Source organism: Sphingobacterium cellulitidis, assembly GCF_043187465.1.
GTDB classification, from domain to species: Bacteria; Bacteroidota; Bacteroidia; order Sphingobacteriales; family Sphingobacteriaceae; genus Sphingobacterium; species Sphingobacterium cellulitidis.
This window is the reverse complement of sequence record NZ_CP171136.1, coordinates 3,682,406-3,699,243: the sequence shown is the minus strand read 5'-3', so window position 1 is coordinate 3,699,243 and position 16,838 is coordinate 3,682,406. Positions and strand designations below refer to the sequence as shown.

Genomic DNA, 16,838 nt, shown 5'->3' with positions numbered 1-16,838 from the left:
GATCTAAGCCTAAGCGACCCGATGTTCTTACGAAGCGGTTCCTACGATAATACCTTTATTATCATTGTAACTACCCGATGCAATAAATCTGGTTTTAGCATCACCACCTGATGCAGTTAAGTTTATTTGTTGGATGCTACCTCTCTTTAAGCCTTCATTTACCCAGTTACTATTGTAGTTTTTATCCCAGTCATCCGTTCCAGTCCAGTCTTGCCAGAATTCAGAAAGAGTTGGGTATTGGTCGGGTCCAGTTCCAATATAGCCACCGTTGTTAAGTGCAGTACCAAGGAGTTCTTTGTACTGATCTGCATTAAGGAATTCACCTTTTTTTGTTGCATCACTAAATCCGGCAAAATATCCGAGGTCAAAATTAGTACGGCCAGCTTTACCTTTTTTGGTTGTAATAATAACTACACCATTAGAACCACGAGCACCATAAATAGCTGTAGCGGCAGCATCTTTTAAAACATCCAATGATTCGATATCTTCAGGGCTAATTGCAGCTAATGGGTTATCAGGTTCATCATAAGTTCCCATAGCAGTAGAAATAATAGGAACTCCATCAATAACATAAAGTGGTTGAGTTCCTGCAGATATGGAAGAAATACCTCGTACTCTAATTTGAAGTGCCTGGCCCAATTTACCAGAGCTGGAATTTACAAATACCCCAGGCGCTCGACCTTGGAGAGCACTTTCCACAGTTTGCAAAGGCACATCATCCAGGTCAGACATTTTTACGGTGGCAACAGAGCCGGTCATATCTTTTTTTACTTGCGTACCATAACCAACAACGACAATTTCATCCAAGTCAGCAGCAGCTGGCGATAATTGGATGTTGATTTCGGAGTTTCCCTGAATATTTACTTGTTGGGAGCTATAGCCTACAAAGGAAAAATGTAGGGCTTTAATGGCAGAGTTTACACCGATTTCATATTTACCATCCGCGTCGGATTGAGAGGCAGAATTACTGCCTACAGCACGAATTGTTACTCCTGAAATCGGTTGATTGGTTACAGCATCGGTTACTGTACCTGTAATAACTTGATTTTGTCCGAAGGCCACAATGTGGAGGAGACAAAATGTTATGAAAAATAGTACTTTTCTTTTCATAATTTGTTTAGTTTCAGTTAGATTAAATATTCAATCAAAGAGGAGTTGTTCTAGCTCCTTTAGGCTTTTTTAGTTAACTAAATATAGAAAAATTTCATTATCTATATGATTTATTTCATATATTTTTAGTGAATCTCGATAAGAGAGATGGAAAAATTTAATAATCTTTAGGAAAGGTTTAAAAAAATAAACGGCTAACCTATTTCAATAGTTTAGCCGTTTTCTTGAATAAAATTTTTATTATTTATTAAGGGGTTGTATTAGCTACCGGTAAAATTTTGCCATTGTAATATTTGTGTCCATTTTGTGCAAACTCTGCGATATATCTTCCCATCTCAAAAGCCAAAGTTCCGGCTTGAGCACCAGGGAAAGCGGCTTCAAACATTTCAGTTTGTGAAGAACCAAGAGCAAGGCAATTAACTTTGATGTTTTTATCTTTCAATTCTTCCGCCAAACATTCTGTCAAAATCGCTAATGCGCCTTTACTGGCTGAATAAGCAGATAAACCAGGAAACTTAGAAGATCCTTGAAATCCACCCATACTACTGATATTTACAATATGTCCGGACTCCTTCATCAAAGGGACGATATGTTGGATCATTTGAACATGGCCTAGGAAATTAGATTGAAACATTTGAGAAACATCCTCCAGGCTGGTTTCCATAAAGGGTTTGTTGATCAATGCTCCTGCATTATTTATCAGGATATCAACTTTGTCAAATTTAGATTGAATGAAAGGGACTAATGATTCAGGATAATTATCAAATACGATATCAAATTGCGCTGGATATAAGGTGCCACCATCATGGTTTAATGAAGATGCGATCTCATGTAATTTTCTAAGTTTATCAGCTGATCTAGCCAAAGCGATAACCTTATTCTCTTTATTTGCTGTTAAGTCTAGTACAGCTTCAAATCCTATTCCGCTGCTAGCTCCTGTAATAATAATATTTGCCATTATTCTTCCTCTTCTTTTTCGATTTCTTCTTCCACTTCTTTTGCTGAAGGTAATTTATCTGCTCCGAGACGTTGCGGTCTAAAGATGTAATAAATTCCGCTTGATGCTACTAACAAAGAAATGATATAGAAGATCAAGCTGATTGTAACAGCTATATGTGGGTCTAATTTTAAATAGGTTGCCAAGCTGAATATAACGGATTCTCTCAGTCCAATTGCTCCACCGATAGAAGGGACAATGGCTACGAGAGAGGATACCATAAATATCAATAAGAAAGGTGCGAATTTGCCGTCAAAATTCATGGCATATAGAATGCATATTGCGGTCAGGGTTTGAAAACCTTGAACACATAAGGCCTTGAAATGTGTTGTGATAAAATTCTTCAGGAATTGCTTAAAAAAGAGTCGCAAGACATAGAGATAACTGATTGTTCCAATCAATAGAGTGGCAATTGTTACGGCATTAGGAATTGCTAAACGGGGCATAAAGATAATCAGCGCACCGATTATAATACAAAGGGCCCATAAGCCTGAAAGTCGGTCAAAAAATACAGCACCCAAGACTTTTCTTCTAGAGATTTGAAAATTCTTTTTGAGGAAGAATATTTTATAACCATCGCCACCAATTCCACCTGGCAAAAAGAAGTTATACAAGAGTCCCAGCTGGTAAAGTCTAAAATTATAGCGTTCTGTCAATTGCAGACCAATAGCTTTAAAGAAGGAATTTAGGCGTGATGAAGCGACTAAGATGGATCCTATATACGCTAATAGGGCAAAGAATAAGTATAGGGGATTGCTATTTTTAAGTACTTCAGTAAGTTCCTTGAATGATATTTTTGTGGAAACCCAGTACAGTGCAGCGACAGTGATGAGTACTTTAAAAATATTTTTAATGATTTCCCAAATCTTTGATTTTTCCATTTAAATATTGCTGTAAATTATAGCATTGGATATATGCGGGAGTAGAATAAAATCAGATAGATCAGTAAGAACCCGCCACATAAGCTAAACAACCAATTAAAATCAATTCTGTTGTATTTTTCCTTTAACATCATGAACATCAAAATGATAAAGATGATAAACAAGGAAATGGGGGCAAATATAGCCCATTTGTTTGGAAAATTTAAGGAAATATTCTCTAGTAATTTAGCATCTTTGCTAAAAGCGAAAACGATTCCAACGATTAAAATGATCAATAGAAGTCTAAGAATAGCTTTGGCTACGATTTTGCTTATGGTATGATTTTTGGAAGTATTGTTCATCAATGAAAATTGAGTTTTTTGTTTACTAATATACATTTATTATACTATTTTAAAATTTGTAATATGCATAAACGTATTATTTCGTTTTTATCTTTATTAACAGCATTGTTAGTATTAGGTAGTTGTGGAGCTCCTAGAAAAGGAACTTCAGGGGGTACAGAATCAACAGGTACGACTTCTGCTGAAGGACCGTCTGCATCGCAGTGGCGTTCTGGAGTTAAGGGTACATGGATATTAAATTCCGTAACTCGCGAGAATATTCCGAGCAGCTATACGGTGAAAAATATGTTTGATGAGGCACCAGTAGATTGTTTCATTGGTTCACAATGGGATTTACCGGGTGGCAACCAACGTGGTAGCATTACATTTAATGCCGAAGGAAATCTATGTGCAAGTGGAACCGTTCGTACGATTGTTTGGTCAATTTTCAATCCTGGAAAAACAGGTGGTCAACCATCTTTCCAATTCAAGAAGATTTATGCAGGAGATAAAGCTTCCAACGTAACTAGTGGTTACCGTTTGGATTTATCGTATGCTGATGAGAACTCATTGGAAATGCGTTTACCAGTTGCTTTAAATGATGGTAAGAATGGAAATTTGGTGTTGAAATTTAGCAGAGCTGGGGAGTAATTCCATTAAAGAATTTTTGAATGCAAGCCGTGGAGAGATCCATGGCTTTTTTTTGTTTTGAATTTGAAGATTCGATAATCCTCAATAAATTGAGGATTACCGTATTTAAAATAGGATTTGCATACGGATTTTATTAATGGTTTGTTTGAAATCTATATATTTGTCCTGTTATAACATTTAGAATGAGTCAAGAAAACAATAAAGTTGCTCTAATTACCGGGATAACTGGTCAAGACGGAGCATATTTAGCGGAATTTTTATTAAAAAAAGGCTATATCGTGCATGGGTTGAAAAGAAGAAGTTCTTTATTTAATACCGACCGTATCGACCATTTATATCAAGACCCACACCAATTGGGTCGGAATTTTGTCCTTCATTATGGTGATTTGACTGATTCCACGAATTTGATTCGTATCATTCAAGAGACCAAGCCCCATGAAATCTATAATTTGGCGGCACAATCGCATGTAAAAGTAAGTTTTGATACCCCTGAATATACTGCTAATGCAGATGGATTAGGAACTTTAAGGATATTAGAAGCTGTAAGGTTATTGGGATTAACAGAGCATACCCGAATCTACCAAGCTTCTACATCAGAGTTATATGGTTTGGTACAAGCTGTTCCGCAGAGTGAAACCACTCCATTTTATCCACGTAGCCCATATGCAGTTGCTAAATTATATGGATATTGGATTACCGTGAATTATAGAGAAGCCTATGGCATGTACGCATGTAATGGTATTTTATTCAACCATGAAAGTCCTGTCCGTGGTGAAACCTTCGTAACTAGGAAGATCACAAGGGCCGCTGCGAAAATTGCATTGGGACTTCAGGATAAATTATATTTAGGAAACCTTTCTGCACAAAGAGATTGGGGCCATGCGAAGGATTATGTAGAGGCGATGTGGTTGATATTACAACAAGAGACCGCTGAAGACTTTGTGATTGCGACAGGGGTAACAACTACCGTAAGGGAGTTTGTGAGAATGTCATTTGCAGAATTAGGAATCGAAGTAGAGTTTTCTGGTAAAGGAGAGGCAGAAAAAGGAGTTATCATCGACCGAGATGATGAAAGAATAAAAGCGTTAGGTCTTGATCCTGAAAAGATTAAGCTTGGTCAAACGATTGTCAAAGTAGATCCAAGTTATTATCGACCTACAGAAGTTGATTTACTAATCGGAGATCCGAGTAAAGCGAATACAAAACTAGGTTGGAAACCCAAATACGACTTAGAAATGCTTGTTAACGAGATGGTATTGTCTGACCTGAAGTTAATGCAGCGGGAGGAATATTTAAAAAAGGGAGGCTTTGATATTCTAAATTATTTTGAATAACAGTAAGTTGGAACAATTTTTGCTTTCAAAGATTAATTAAATATTAAATATTCATTTTGAAATTGTTTAGTAATTATTACTAATCAATTATTTGGAGAAAAAACGGAATGAAAACAGACGTAAATAAGATAGAATCACAAGAAGCGCAAGTCGCCCCGGCAGTAAAACGGGATAATTCTAAGATCTACTTTTTCGTGATTGCAATAGCAGCATTACTAGCAACCAACATATATTTTTATGTGAAGTATAAGTCTTCTGGAGAGAAGCTTTATACCGTGACCTTGCAGAAAGAGAATTTACAGATTGAGATTGATCGTATCGAGGCAGAACTTGATAACATCAAATCGGAAGGTATCTCGAGCACTGCTGCCTTAGTATCAGCTGAACAGTCAGCAAGACAGAAAATTGAGGAATTGCGAAAAGGACTGGAAAACAATGAAATTTCAGGTCCTCAAATTGAGACAGCTAAATTAGAAGTTTCCCAATTGAAGGATCAGGTTTCAAAGATGAAGGATGATGTCACGGCCTTAAAAATCAAGAATCAATTGCTGGCAGAAACTAATTCCCAGCTGGATAAGCAGGTAAAGGAATCTGAAATTAAAACCAATCATCTCATTTCTGAGAGGAATGAGCTAACGGATAAGATTGCTAAAGCATCTTCAATCAAAGTTTCTAATGTGCATATCAATGGTATCGAGGAGAAGAGAAATGGTTCATTGGAGAATGAGAATAAGGCTAAACGCATTGATAGATTACAAATAGACTTTACGATTGCTGACAATCCACTTGCTAGCATGGGTAAGAAAGAAATCTATGTAAGAATCATTAATCCTAAAGGCAATTTGATTGCGAATTCTGAGGATTTATTCCTAGTTCATGGTGAGAAACTTCAGTATACTTTCAAAGAAAGTATTGAGTTCAATAACAATGGTCAGGAATATCAATTTATGTGGTCAGATCCTAATCATAAGTTCCAAAAAGGAGCCTATACGATTTTACTATATGCAGATGACGCCATTATGGGTAGATCTTCTGTGGTTTTAAAATAAAAAGGTTATTATTTTTAAACGAGGAAGGAGTTGATTTATTCAGCTCCTTTTTTTGTGGGCTTAAGTGGGACCTGAAGTTTCTATACTCAAATAAGAACACATACAAATTGATCAGCAGGGTCAAAGGATCTAGGTATCATTAATCAAGGCACCTTTGATCCTAAATCTCCATAAAATGATGTCTAAGGTAAGTTTTGCTGATCGAGAGTGAATACTTTGGGTATATCAAATATTATCTAAATTGTTTCGTAAATAAGTTCTATTTACGAAACAATTTATTTTTCTAAGTCACTCTCTTTAAACTTAGGTAGGGTAATCGTAAAGGTTGTCCCTATGCCTTCGAAGGTGACGAAGGTGATATCTCCATTCATGGATTCGACTGTTTTTTTTACAAATGCTAATCCTAGGCCAGTTCCAGAGCTCTTCGTAGTGAAGTTAGGCTGGAAGATTTTCGGGATAACGTCTGCTGGGATTCCCATACCATTGTCTTTGACGATGATTTTTATCTTGTCTTCATCAACATACTCAATTAGGATGCTGATAAGGTGTTTTTTGCGCCCTATAGAGGCTTCAATTGAGTTTTTTATCAGGTTATTGAATGTTCGCAAGAGCTGGTCTCTATCGCCTAATACATAGACATTTTCATCATCTGTATTGTTGATGATCTTAATATAGGTATTATGGTTATTGTGATAAACATTCGCTGATTTATTGATTTTTTCAATCAGATTGATCTTCGCAAGATTGGTATCCGGCAGCTTGGCAAAGTTGGAAAATTCCGTTGCAATCTTACTCAAACTATTGATCTGTTCAATAAATGAATTCGATATTCTAAAGAAACGTTCTTCAAAACGGGGGTCATTCTCGGTATAACTTCTTGTCAATTGCTGTATACCTAATTTCATTGGAGTCAATGGATTTTTGATCTCATGGGCAATTTGTTTGGCCATTTCACGCCATGCATATTCCCTCTCTGCATTCATCAACTGTTTTGCATTTTCTTCCAGCTTAACAATCATGAAATTGTATTCCTTGACCAATGCACCGATCTCATCATCACGTTCCCAATAAAGTGGCTCGTTGGGTTTATTACTAAATATAGTCTGGGATAGTTTTCTTCCGATCAGATTTAAAGGTTTGGTAATGGAATTTGCAACCATAACCGTTAAAAATCCCAGTCCTAGGATAATGATGGTATAAATATTCAATAAGGTGTTCAATAATAAATTCTGACTCTCATTTTCCTCTTCTACGGAAGTAAAATAAGGGATGTTCAGGAAGAGGATATTATTGTATTCATTATTCTTAATGGTGGCATAACTTGAATTATATTCAAAGGAGACCACATTTTCCTTGATAAATGAATCCGATTTTTTAAGGACATTCAAATTATTGAATGCTATGGGATTGATAAACTTGGAAACCAATGCCATATCATAGATTTTGGGTTGGGAAGTGAAGATCAACTTACCGTTTTTGTTATATAGGTTAATATCCGTAACGGAAGTTTCAGAAAATTCCTTTACAAAATCTTGGATCTGCGATTCTGTTAGATTATCTGATGACTGGATTTTGCTTTCAATCTTTTTCACCACATCCATAATGTAAGTCAGGCGTTGTTGGACTTTTGTTTTTTCAAGTTGGCCCGAAATACTGATAAAAGAGATGAATCCGGAGATTACAATGGCAAATATCACCACTCCAATAATCATGGTTTGGATACGAGTACTATATTGGATGCGGTTTAATAATAATTTAAAGTGGTATTTAATACTTCTGAAATTAAATGATTTCTGGGTGATGGTACTGAAGAAGTACTTGATACTATCAAAAATCAAGAAGTAAATATAAAGGCAGAGGAACAGGAATGAGAATACAGCTACCGATTGCCACAAACTCAGTTGCGGGGTACTAACCACGAGGGTTGTATTAGCATCTGGTTTATAAACCACATTGAAATAACCATTGTAATCATCCAGGTTGACATATTGTTGAACCTTGCCACCGAATGCATCATCCTTATTGGGATAGGTGAAAGAGCCATTCTGCGTAACTAAAGAGCCATCGCGATATAGGGCAAAGGAGGTTGAGTTACTTTGATATCCTCGGATAAACTCCACCTTGCTATCGGACAATATTTCAGGATATGGCATTGCTGTACCATAGGCCCTATTTTTTAAGTTCAAGAAAACTTGTACTACCTTGTCCTCAGCGGTATCAATAGGAATATCGAATTGGAGAAAATATTCATGCGTCCCTAAATCACTTCTAACTCTATAGAAATGTTCAGTTTGCTGAACCTTGGTTGATTTATTGATTACTTTTTCCCGATATTCATCAATCTTATTGTTATCGTAGTTTCCTAAAGGAATATCATTGTAATAATAAAAACCGCTATACTCAAACTTGGATAAATAGCCTGCGAAATAAGTGTTCTTGATATAATCATTAATGATATCAATTTGAGTATTCGGTAGGCTTATTGCGAATGATTGTCTCAGTCCTTCATCAGCAATTATCTTTTTTTCCAGCTCCACTAATAATGCTGTAGCATTCAAGTCGTCCTCTGCTTCCAATTGATTCACTGTTACCCGCATGTCCCTTTCAACTTTGGCTTCAAGGCTTCGGGTGTAAACCGAAGTAGTCATAAAGGCAAGGAAGATCAAGGTCAGAATAAAGGTCGACATAGCAAGATTCACCTTGAGCTTGCTATATGCCCTAAGCATAATAATACCGGCCAGGAAGATGTTAAAAAAGGTATTGTCGCCAACTAATATGGCATTCAAGATTATCGCCGATACTAAAGCGATCAATTGAATGTTGAGGAATGAAGTTGTATTAGGAAGAATGGATTTTAAGATATTAACCAGTGTATCGATAAAATACAGGAGGATGACCATATTGATACACATGATCAATATATTCAACCAGCTGTAGGAGTTAAAAGATAACAGGTTGGTTAAATCTAGAGTGACTTCTGTACTATTCGTAATCAGGGTCGATAAGTGGAAAAATAGGAGATTACTAATAAAGTATATTCCTAATATCGAAGTTAAACCAATTATGGTAGCCACATTAGGTGATAACTTTCTTAGATTGATTTTCAAATAAGGTTGAATTGCTCTAAAATAGAATACCAACCAACCTACAAGGAGGGTGGTCATAAAGAAGCCCCACAGGTTTGGTAGGAGTGGGCTATAGGCATAATACTTCGGGTCGAACAACCCAATACTGGACGAAGAAGCCAACCAGTTGGTATTGAGGTCGACATATCGGGTCAGTACCAAGGTAAAGGCAAAGAATGCGAGTGAAAACCAAGGTTTTCCGTTTTTGGCAATCATCAAACAAATGTTGTTTACCAAAATCAGAAAGCATATCGAAGCGAATATCCAACAGATAAATTGGATATCCATAAAGATATTATCATGCTTGCCTGGATTAAGTTTTACAGAGAAGAGGTAAGAACCGTTCTTACTGTAAATGTTCTTAATATTTTCAGTATCTGTATAATCTGCAATTGTAAGGTTATTGGTTGATAGCAATTCGGTGAAGAATTGATTGACCAAGTATTCATTACTGATTGAGAAATGGGTTTTTATGGGGATCAGGGCAAGAACGGAAGTGTTTGAGGTTAAAGCTTTCCGTTTGATTATAAAAGATCTATTGTCTTCCCGGACAAATACAACGTCGGATTGGATTCCGCTATCGGTTAGAGGGACATAGATGTTATTACTCCAAAATATTGGTTTATGATCTTTATAGATATAAAAGAATATCTTGTATTTATCGCCATATTTCTTTGTGACATCGAGTACCTGGGAGGGGTAGACTTCAACATTCACAAAAGCCTTCATAAGGTTAGAATCCGCATAAATGTGGTCTACTATTTCCTCATAATCATGAATGTTATTTGAAAGTGTTCTGGTATCCAATTCTAACATATCATCCTTGGTTACCATTTTATTAATCATGATGGCTGTAGCAAGGAAAGATACGGTCAGGATAAGTAAGAGTATTCTTATTTTGTTACCCATTTATCTACAGTTACTAATGGGTAAATATAAATAAAAAACTCCTCGCAAATAATTTTACGAGGAGTTTTATAGAGAAATTCGACCTTAGTGTTGGTGAACGTCTTCTTGACGGAAGAATTTGGCCGTAAAATACTCACGGTTCATTCTTGCGATGTTAGTTAATTTAATTCCTTTAGGACATTCTGCTTCACAAGCTCCTGTGTTTGTACAGTTACCAAAGCCTTCAGCGTCCATTTGGTCTACCATTGCTTGCGCACGTTCGTAGCGTTCCGTTTGACCTTGAGGTAAAAGGGCAAATTGAGAAATCTTAGCCGATACGAATAGCATAGCAGAGGCATTTTTACATGCTGCTACACAAGCACCACATCCAATACAAGTAGCTGATTCGAAAGCTTCGTCAGCAATTCTTTTCGGAATTAAGATGTTGTTGGCATCTTGAGGACCACCTGTATTGATATTGATATAACCACCAGCTTGTTGAATTCTATCGAAAGAAGTTCTATCTACAGCTAAATCTTTCAATACTGGGAATGCAGAAGCTCTCCAAGGTTCAATTACGATTGTTTGTCCATCGTGGAAAGAACGCATATGTAACTGACAAGTAGTGATACCATATTTAGGTCCGTGCGGACGTCCATTGATCACTAGGGAGCACATTCCACAAATACCTTCACGACAGTCATGATCAAAATAGATAGGGTCTTCCCCATTACGAGTTAGGTCTTCGTTTACAACGTCAAGCATTTCTAAGAAAGACATATCATCAGCGATGTCTTTAGCTTGGATAGTCACGAATTGACCTTTGTCATTTGAGTTTTTTTGACGCCAAACTTTTAGCGTTAAATTCATATGTGCACTCATGATATTAATTTTGAGTATCAAATGGCTTCACAAGAAGCCATTTGGCATTATTTATAACTTCTTTGTGTTAACTTAACGTTTTCGAATACTAAAGGCTCTTTGTGCAAGATCTCTGGTTGGTTATCACCATTGTATTGCCAAGCTGCAACATATGTGTATTCATCATCATTACGTTTTGCTTCTCCTTCTTCAGTTTGTGACTCCACTCTAAAGTGACCACCACAAGACTCATTTCTGTTCAAAGCATCGTCAACCATTAATTCTCCTAATTCTAAAAAGTCTGCAACACGACCAGCTTTTTCCAAAGACATGTTCAACTCTTCATTTTGTCCCAATACTTTCGTATCCGTCCAGAATTCTTTGCGAAGATCTTGGATTAATCCTTTAGCTTTTTGCAGTCCTTCAGCTGTACGAGCCATTCCACAGTATTCCCACATGATGTGGCCTAATTTTTTGTGGATATCATCAACAGTTTTACTTCCTTTAAGGGATAATAATTTGTTAACTCTTTCTTCAACTTCTTTACGAGTTTGCTCGAACGCAGGATTGTTTTTATCTACTGGTTTGAAGTTTCCGATTTTCGCTAAGTAATCACCTACAGTGTAAGGAATTACGAAGTAACCATCAGAAAGACCTTGCATTAATGCAGATGCACCAAGACGGTTAGCACCGTGGTCAGAGAAGTTAGCTTCTCCAAGACAGTATAAACCAGGTACAGTAGTCATCAAGTTGTAGTCAACCCATACACCACCCATTGTATAGTGAACAGCAGGGTAGATACGCATTGGTTGTTCATAAGGGTTTTCGTCCGTGATTTGGTAATACATGTCGAACAAGTTACCATATTTCGCTTCAACTACATCTTTTCCAAGACGTTGGATAGCTTCTGCGAAATCCAAGAATACAGCAACACCAGTTTTACCAACACCGCGTCCTTCGTCTACCATTTCTTTGGCGTTACGAGAAGCTACGTCACGAGGTACTAAGTTACCGAATGAAGGATATTTTCTTTCCAAGAAGTAATCACGATCATCTTCTTTGATATCTTTTGGCTTCAATTCTCCTTTACGAAGTTTTTCAGCTAATTCAATTGTCTTAGGAACCCATACACGACCATCATTACGTAAAGACTCTGACATCAAAGTCAATTTAGATTGGTGGTCACCAGTTACAGGGATACAAGTAGGGTGAATTTGCGTATAACAAGGGTTAGCGAAGTAAGCACCACGTTTGTGAGCTCTCCAAGCAGCAGTAACATTACATCCCATTGCGTTTGTAGAAAGGAAAAACACGTTTCCATATCCTCCAGTACACAATAATACAGCATGTCCTTCGTGTGCTTCGATTTCGCCAGTTACTAGGTCACGAGTAATAATCCCTCTAGCTTCGCCATCGATTTTTACTAGATCTAGCATTTCGTGACGCGTATAGGATTTTACTTTACCAGTTTCGATTTGACGGTTAAGTGCAGAGTAAGCACCTAACAATAATTGTTGTCCAGTTTGACCACGAGCGTAGAACGTACGGGATACCTGAGCACCACCGAAAGAACGGTTGTCTAAAAGACCACCATATTCACGAGCGAAAGGAACACCTTGCGCCACACATTGGTCGATAATATTAACTGAAACTTCCGCTAAACGGTAAACGTTTGCTTCACGAGCGCGGTAGTCACCACCTTTGATGGTGTCATAAAATAAACGGAACACCGAGTCACCGTCATTTTGGTAGTTTTTCGCTGCGTTGATACCCCCTTGAGCTGCGATTGAGTGCGCGCGTCTTGGAGAATCTTGGTAGCAGAAAGTTTTAACATTGTAGCCTAGTTCTGCTAATGCAGCGGCAGCAGATGCACCTGCTAACCCTGTACCAACAACGATAATAGTGAATTTACGTTTGTTGGCTGGGTTAACCAGCTTCATCTCAAATTTATGTTTTGACCATTTTTCGGCCAAAGGGCCAGAAGGTACTTTTGAATCTAACATATCCTTTATTTATTTATAAGATCTTGCTATTGCTTAATCTGTAAATAACCTATTTAACAAAATAAAAATACAATGGCATTGATGCGAATAGGATAGGGATAATAATTCCGAATACCCATACACCGATGGTTCTGATAATTCCATTGTAACGTCTGTGATTGAATCCAATGGTTTGGAATGCTGATTGGAAACCATGGATTAAGTGGAATGCTAAAGCAGCCATTCCTAAGATATACAAACCAACTAGTAAAGGATTTTTAAAAGTCACTTCTACTTGTCTGTATAAGTCTTTAGATTTTATCACTTCATAAGCACCATCCTGATATTCAGTATATCCAACGTAGTCCGAAGGCATATCATCAAGTTTAATAACTTCCTGATTACCAGTCGCTACTTCTGTACGATACTCTACATACGGCGTTGTTCCGAATTTGTATTGGAACCAGAAGTTTTGCATGTGCGTAACAATGAAAATTAATAGAACAGTACCTAAGATTCCCATGTTACGAGAATTCCACGCGCTGTTCGCTTTTCCGTCGTACTGATTGTAGCCAATTGGACGTGCTGCCTTGTTTTTCATCGTTAAGATCAAGGCGTAAACTGCATGGACAATGATTGAAAGATAAAGTAAGTAAGAGACTACTTTAATTGGGGTAAAGTGGGTCATGAAATAAGCGTACTTGTTGAACGCATACCCCGCATCATCTTTAAATAGTTGTAAGTTACCAATCAAGTGAACAATTAAGAAAGTACATAAGAACAATCCCGTCAAGCTCATGATTAGTTTCTTCCCTAGTGAAGATGTTAATACTGGCTTTGATTTACTCATTATTACTATGAATTTAATTTAAGTACGCAAATCTATCTATTTGATGACATATAAATGAGATTTATGTATAAAATAGGGCTAATTTAGAATGGTTCTAATGTGGGATAAAAAAATAGGCCTGATTTTTATCAAATCAGGCCTAAAATTTTTATTAAAGTCTCTTATAAAAAGGCGTATCCAACACCGATTGACCACATGCTAATTTTTTGAGATTGAGAGCTTTCCTTGCTGATATTATTCAAGCCATGCTCATATCTTAAGTCAATTGTGAATTTACTGATGTCAGCACCTACACCACCAATAATACCTGTTGAAGATTTTTTATAGCTATCTGCGTCAGTTACAGAGTTGAAAGTTACTTTTCCATCTTGTGCAAATGAAAATACTGGACCTGCTTGGATGCGAACTCCAACTGGACCTAAGCCAATTTTAGTACCCAAAAGGATAGGTAAGTCCAAACTTTTGAAAGTTGCTTCACCATTTCCGCCGTCTTCAGTTTCATATCCTGCTTTCTTTTGTGCATAATATAATTCTGGTTGAACGTGGAAACCAGCTACACCAACACGACCCCAAAGACCTGCTTGGAATCCAGCTTTTGTATCTGAATTCAACCATTTACCTTCTGACTTTAAGCTCGAGAAGTTTACTGCGCCTTTAATACCTAGTTTAAAGCTTGGCAATAATTGTGCTTGCGTGGCCTGAACGCAAAAGAATAAGGCAGCTAATCCAAGTAAGATTTTTTTCATATCAAAAATTTATATATTTACTAATTGCAAACACTAAATTAGGAGTTTTTATTCAATAAGCGCATATTAATATGTATAATTTCAAGATCAGTGCCACTGAATGGCCTATACTAAAACTTAAACTTAAGAGAAAATATAACCATCTTTCCGAAGAGGATTTAAAATATAGCCCTGGACAAGAGGAAGAACTATTGGAACGCTTAGCCAAAAGGTTACATCGTAATAAGGACTATGTGATTTTTACCCTTTCAAAAGAGTTGGCAGATTTGGAATCAAACAGCTTATAACTTGTAAACATGGAGAAATTGATTAGCTGGGACGAATTTGAACAAGTAGATCTGCGTGTTGGTACCATTCTAGAAGTCGCTGACTTTCCAAAAGCCAAACGACCTGCCTATCAGATTTTAGTAGATTTTGGGCCTGAGATTGGAACGCGGAAATCATCTGCACAAATAACAAAGCATTATTCCAAAGAGGAACTCCTTGGTAAACAGGTGGTCGCAGTTGTTAATTTTCCAAAGAAACAAATCGCCAATTTTATGTCCGAATGTCTTGTAACAGGGTTTGAGGATGAGAATGGAGATATTATATTAACAACTGTAGAACGTGTGGTGCCAAATGGCGCAAAATTAAAATAATGAAGGTTTATAATTTTGAAGATGATCCAAAGCAACCTCTAGCAAATATTGATGAGCAATATATGCAGGAGGCCTTAAAATTAGCAAGAAAGGCTTTTGAGGAAGATGAAATTCCGATTGGAGCTATTATAGTATCCAATGGGAAAATCATTGGCAAGGGATATAATATGACAGAGCGTTTAAATGACGTAACAGCACATGCTGAGATGCAAGCTTTTACTGCAGCGGCCAACTATCTAGGCGGAAAGTATTTGAAGGATTGTACGCTGTATGTCACCGTTGAGCCCTGTGTTATGTGTGCCGGAGCGAGTTATTGGACTCAAATCAGTAAAATAGTGTATGGGGCAAGGGATGAGAAGCGTGGTTATTCCAGTATCCATGAAAAAATCATTCATCCCAAGACCATTATACAATCAGGGGTGCTGGAAAAAGACTGTGCAGAACTGATGATGTCTTTTTTTCGTAATAAACGTTGAGTTATCCACAAATTGGAGCTGAATCCAAACAAAAACGGTCATAAATTGTTATATTCGTATATTGATAATTAATAAATAAAATATAAACGTTATGGCATTTGAATTAGAGGCGTTACCTTACCCAGCAGACGCATTAGAACCATCTATCGATAAAGAAACAATGATCATTCACCATGATCGCCATCACCAAGCATATGTAGACAATTTAAATAAAGCTATTGCCGGCACGGATGCTGAAAACCTTAGTTTAGAAGAAATTCTTAAGAACGTAAGTAAATATCCTGCAGCAGTAAGAAACAATGCGGGTGGTGTTTGGAACCATGATTTGTTCTGGAAAGTATTAGGTCCCAATGCAGGTGGTGAACCTACAGGAGATCTAGCAAACGATATCAATGCGACTTTCGGTTCATTCGCAGACTTGAAAAAGAAACTTCAAGAAGCAGGTGCTGGAAGATTCGGTTCAGGATGGTCTTGGTTAATCGTTGGTGAAGACGGTAAATTGGCAGTAGTATCAACTCCTAATCAAGATAACCCATTGATGGATGTTGCTGAAGTTAAAGGTACTCCAATCTTTGGTATTGATGTATGGGAGCATGCTTATTATTTGAAATATCAAAATAAGCGCCCAGCCTACTTAGAAGAGATCTTCAATGTAGTAAATTGGGATGATGTTGCTAAACGTTATCAAGCTGCTAAAGGTTAATCCCAATAAGATTGAAAATATTGAGCGGTGGTCAGATTCTGACCACCGCTTTTTTGTTATACTGAAATTTGGATTGATCTCCTTTTGTACGAATGAACAAAAGTTAAGTAAACGTGTTATTCAAAAATAAATTACTAGTCTGTTTTTAAGGATGTTATTGAGGAGGGGATTTCCAGTAAAATATGCTTTAATGATATTGTTTTAATTGATTTGAGGCTAATTTAGGT

General features: G+C 37.0%; 16 protein-coding genes. 7 read left to right on the top strand and 9 right to left on the bottom strand.

Annotated features, from left to right (window positions below; all coding sequences use genetic code 11):
* Positions 1-27: 27 nt before the first annotated feature.
* The 4 genes from ACF3OC_RS16150 to ACF3OC_RS16135 all read right to left on the bottom strand — a co-directional run bounded on the left by ACF3OC_RS16150 (position 28) and on the right by ACF3OC_RS16135 (position 3,365).
* Complete coding sequence (locus ACF3OC_RS16150) at positions 28-1,110, bottom strand: TonB-dependent receptor plug domain-containing protein (RefSeq protein WP_392469886.1); 1,083 nt, start codon at positions 1,108-1,110, stop codon at positions 28-30.
* 247 nt (positions 1,111-1,357) lie between these two features.
* Positions 1,358-2,068, bottom strand: a complete 711-nt coding sequence (locus ACF3OC_RS16145; protein WP_094280928.1) for an SDR family oxidoreductase — start codon at positions 2,066-2,068, stop codon at positions 1,358-1,360.
* On the bottom strand, positions 2,068-2,988 hold the full coding sequence (locus ACF3OC_RS16140) for a lysylphosphatidylglycerol synthase transmembrane domain-containing protein (RefSeq protein WP_094257871.1): 921 nt from the start codon (positions 2,986-2,988) through the stop codon (positions 2,068-2,070). The genes ACF3OC_RS16145 and ACF3OC_RS16140 overlap by 1 nt, the downstream gene beginning before the upstream one ends.
* Positions 2,989-3,005: 17 nt before the next feature.
* On the bottom strand, positions 3,006-3,365 hold the full coding sequence (locus tag ACF3OC_RS16135) for a hypothetical protein (protein WP_392469884.1): 360 nt from the start codon (positions 3,363-3,365) through the stop codon (positions 3,006-3,008).
* Positions 3,366-3,392: 27 nt separating this feature from the next.
* Between ACF3OC_RS16135 and ACF3OC_RS16130 the strand changes: the two genes are divergently transcribed.
* From ACF3OC_RS16130 to ACF3OC_RS16120, 3 genes are all read left to right on the top strand, one after another.
* Positions 3,393-3,959, top strand: a complete 567-nt coding sequence (locus tag ACF3OC_RS16130; RefSeq protein WP_094257870.1) for a lipocalin family protein — start codon at positions 3,393-3,395, stop codon at positions 3,957-3,959.
* Between the two features lie 182 nt (positions 3,960-4,141).
* Positions 4,142-5,293, top strand: a complete 1,152-nt coding sequence (gene gmd / locus ACF3OC_RS16125) for a GDP-mannose 4,6-dehydratase (protein WP_392469882.1) — start codon at positions 4,142-4,144, stop codon at positions 5,291-5,293.
* Between the two features lie 107 nt (positions 5,294-5,400).
* Positions 5,401-6,342, top strand: a complete 942-nt coding sequence (locus ACF3OC_RS16120) for a hypothetical protein (protein WP_094280930.1) — start codon at positions 5,401-5,403, stop codon at positions 6,340-6,342.
* A gap of 275 nt (positions 6,343-6,617) precedes the next feature.
* Here ACF3OC_RS16120 and ACF3OC_RS16115 read toward each other — a convergent pair whose 3' ends face one another.
* The 5 genes from ACF3OC_RS16115 to ACF3OC_RS16095 all read right to left on the bottom strand — a co-directional run bounded on the left by ACF3OC_RS16115 (position 6,618) and on the right by ACF3OC_RS16095 (position 14,794).
* Positions 6,618-10,376, bottom strand: coding sequence for an ATP-binding protein (locus ACF3OC_RS16115; RefSeq protein WP_392469879.1), 3,759 nt, complete (start codon positions 10,374-10,376; stop codon positions 6,618-6,620).
* An 84-nt stretch (positions 10,377-10,460) separates the two neighbouring features.
* Entirely contained in the window at positions 10,461-11,237 is a 777-nt protein-coding gene (locus tag ACF3OC_RS16110; protein WP_179221475.1) for a succinate dehydrogenase/fumarate reductase iron-sulfur subunit, read from the bottom strand.
* Between the two features lie 47 nt (positions 11,238-11,284).
* Positions 11,285-13,219: a fumarate reductase/succinate dehydrogenase flavoprotein subunit gene (locus ACF3OC_RS16105; RefSeq protein WP_094257866.1), complete on the bottom strand. Its 1,935-nt coding sequence runs from the start codon at positions 13,217-13,219 to the stop codon at positions 11,285-11,287.
* 49 nt (positions 13,220-13,268) lie between these two features.
* Positions 13,269-14,048 (bottom strand): succinate dehydrogenase cytochrome b subunit, encoded by a 780-nt coding sequence (locus ACF3OC_RS16100; protein ID WP_392469877.1) that lies wholly within the window; start codon positions 14,046-14,048, stop codon positions 13,269-13,271.
* 161 nt (positions 14,049-14,209) lie between these two features.
* A complete protein-coding gene (locus tag ACF3OC_RS16095; RefSeq protein ID WP_094257864.1) occupies positions 14,210-14,794 on the bottom strand; it encodes a porin family protein in 585 nt (194 codons plus the stop codon).
* 71 nt (positions 14,795-14,865) lie between these two features.
* Between ACF3OC_RS16095 and ACF3OC_RS16090 the strand changes: the two genes are divergently transcribed.
* The 4 genes from ACF3OC_RS16090 (at position 14,866) to ACF3OC_RS16075 (ending at position 16,611) form a co-directional block, all read left to right on the top strand.
* Positions 14,866-15,081 carry a hypothetical protein gene (locus ACF3OC_RS16090; protein WP_392469875.1) on the top strand — a complete coding sequence of 72 codons (216 nt, stop codon included), beginning with the start codon at positions 14,866-14,868 and terminating at the stop codon, positions 15,079-15,081.
* 9 nt (positions 15,082-15,090) lie between these two features.
* Positions 15,091-15,432: a tRNA-binding protein gene (locus tag ACF3OC_RS16085; protein ID WP_392469873.1), complete on the top strand. Its 342-nt coding sequence runs from the start codon at positions 15,091-15,093 to the stop codon at positions 15,430-15,432.
* A complete protein-coding gene (locus tag ACF3OC_RS16080; protein WP_094257861.1) occupies positions 15,432-15,908 on the top strand; it encodes a nucleoside deaminase in 477 nt (158 codons plus the stop codon). The genes ACF3OC_RS16085 and ACF3OC_RS16080 overlap by 1 nt, the downstream gene beginning before the upstream one ends.
* Positions 15,909-15,999: 91 nt before the next feature.
* A complete protein-coding gene (locus tag ACF3OC_RS16075) occupies positions 16,000-16,611 on the top strand; it encodes a superoxide dismutase (protein ID WP_094280933.1) in 612 nt (203 codons plus the stop codon).
* The last annotated feature ends 227 nt before the right edge of the window (positions 16,612-16,838 follow it).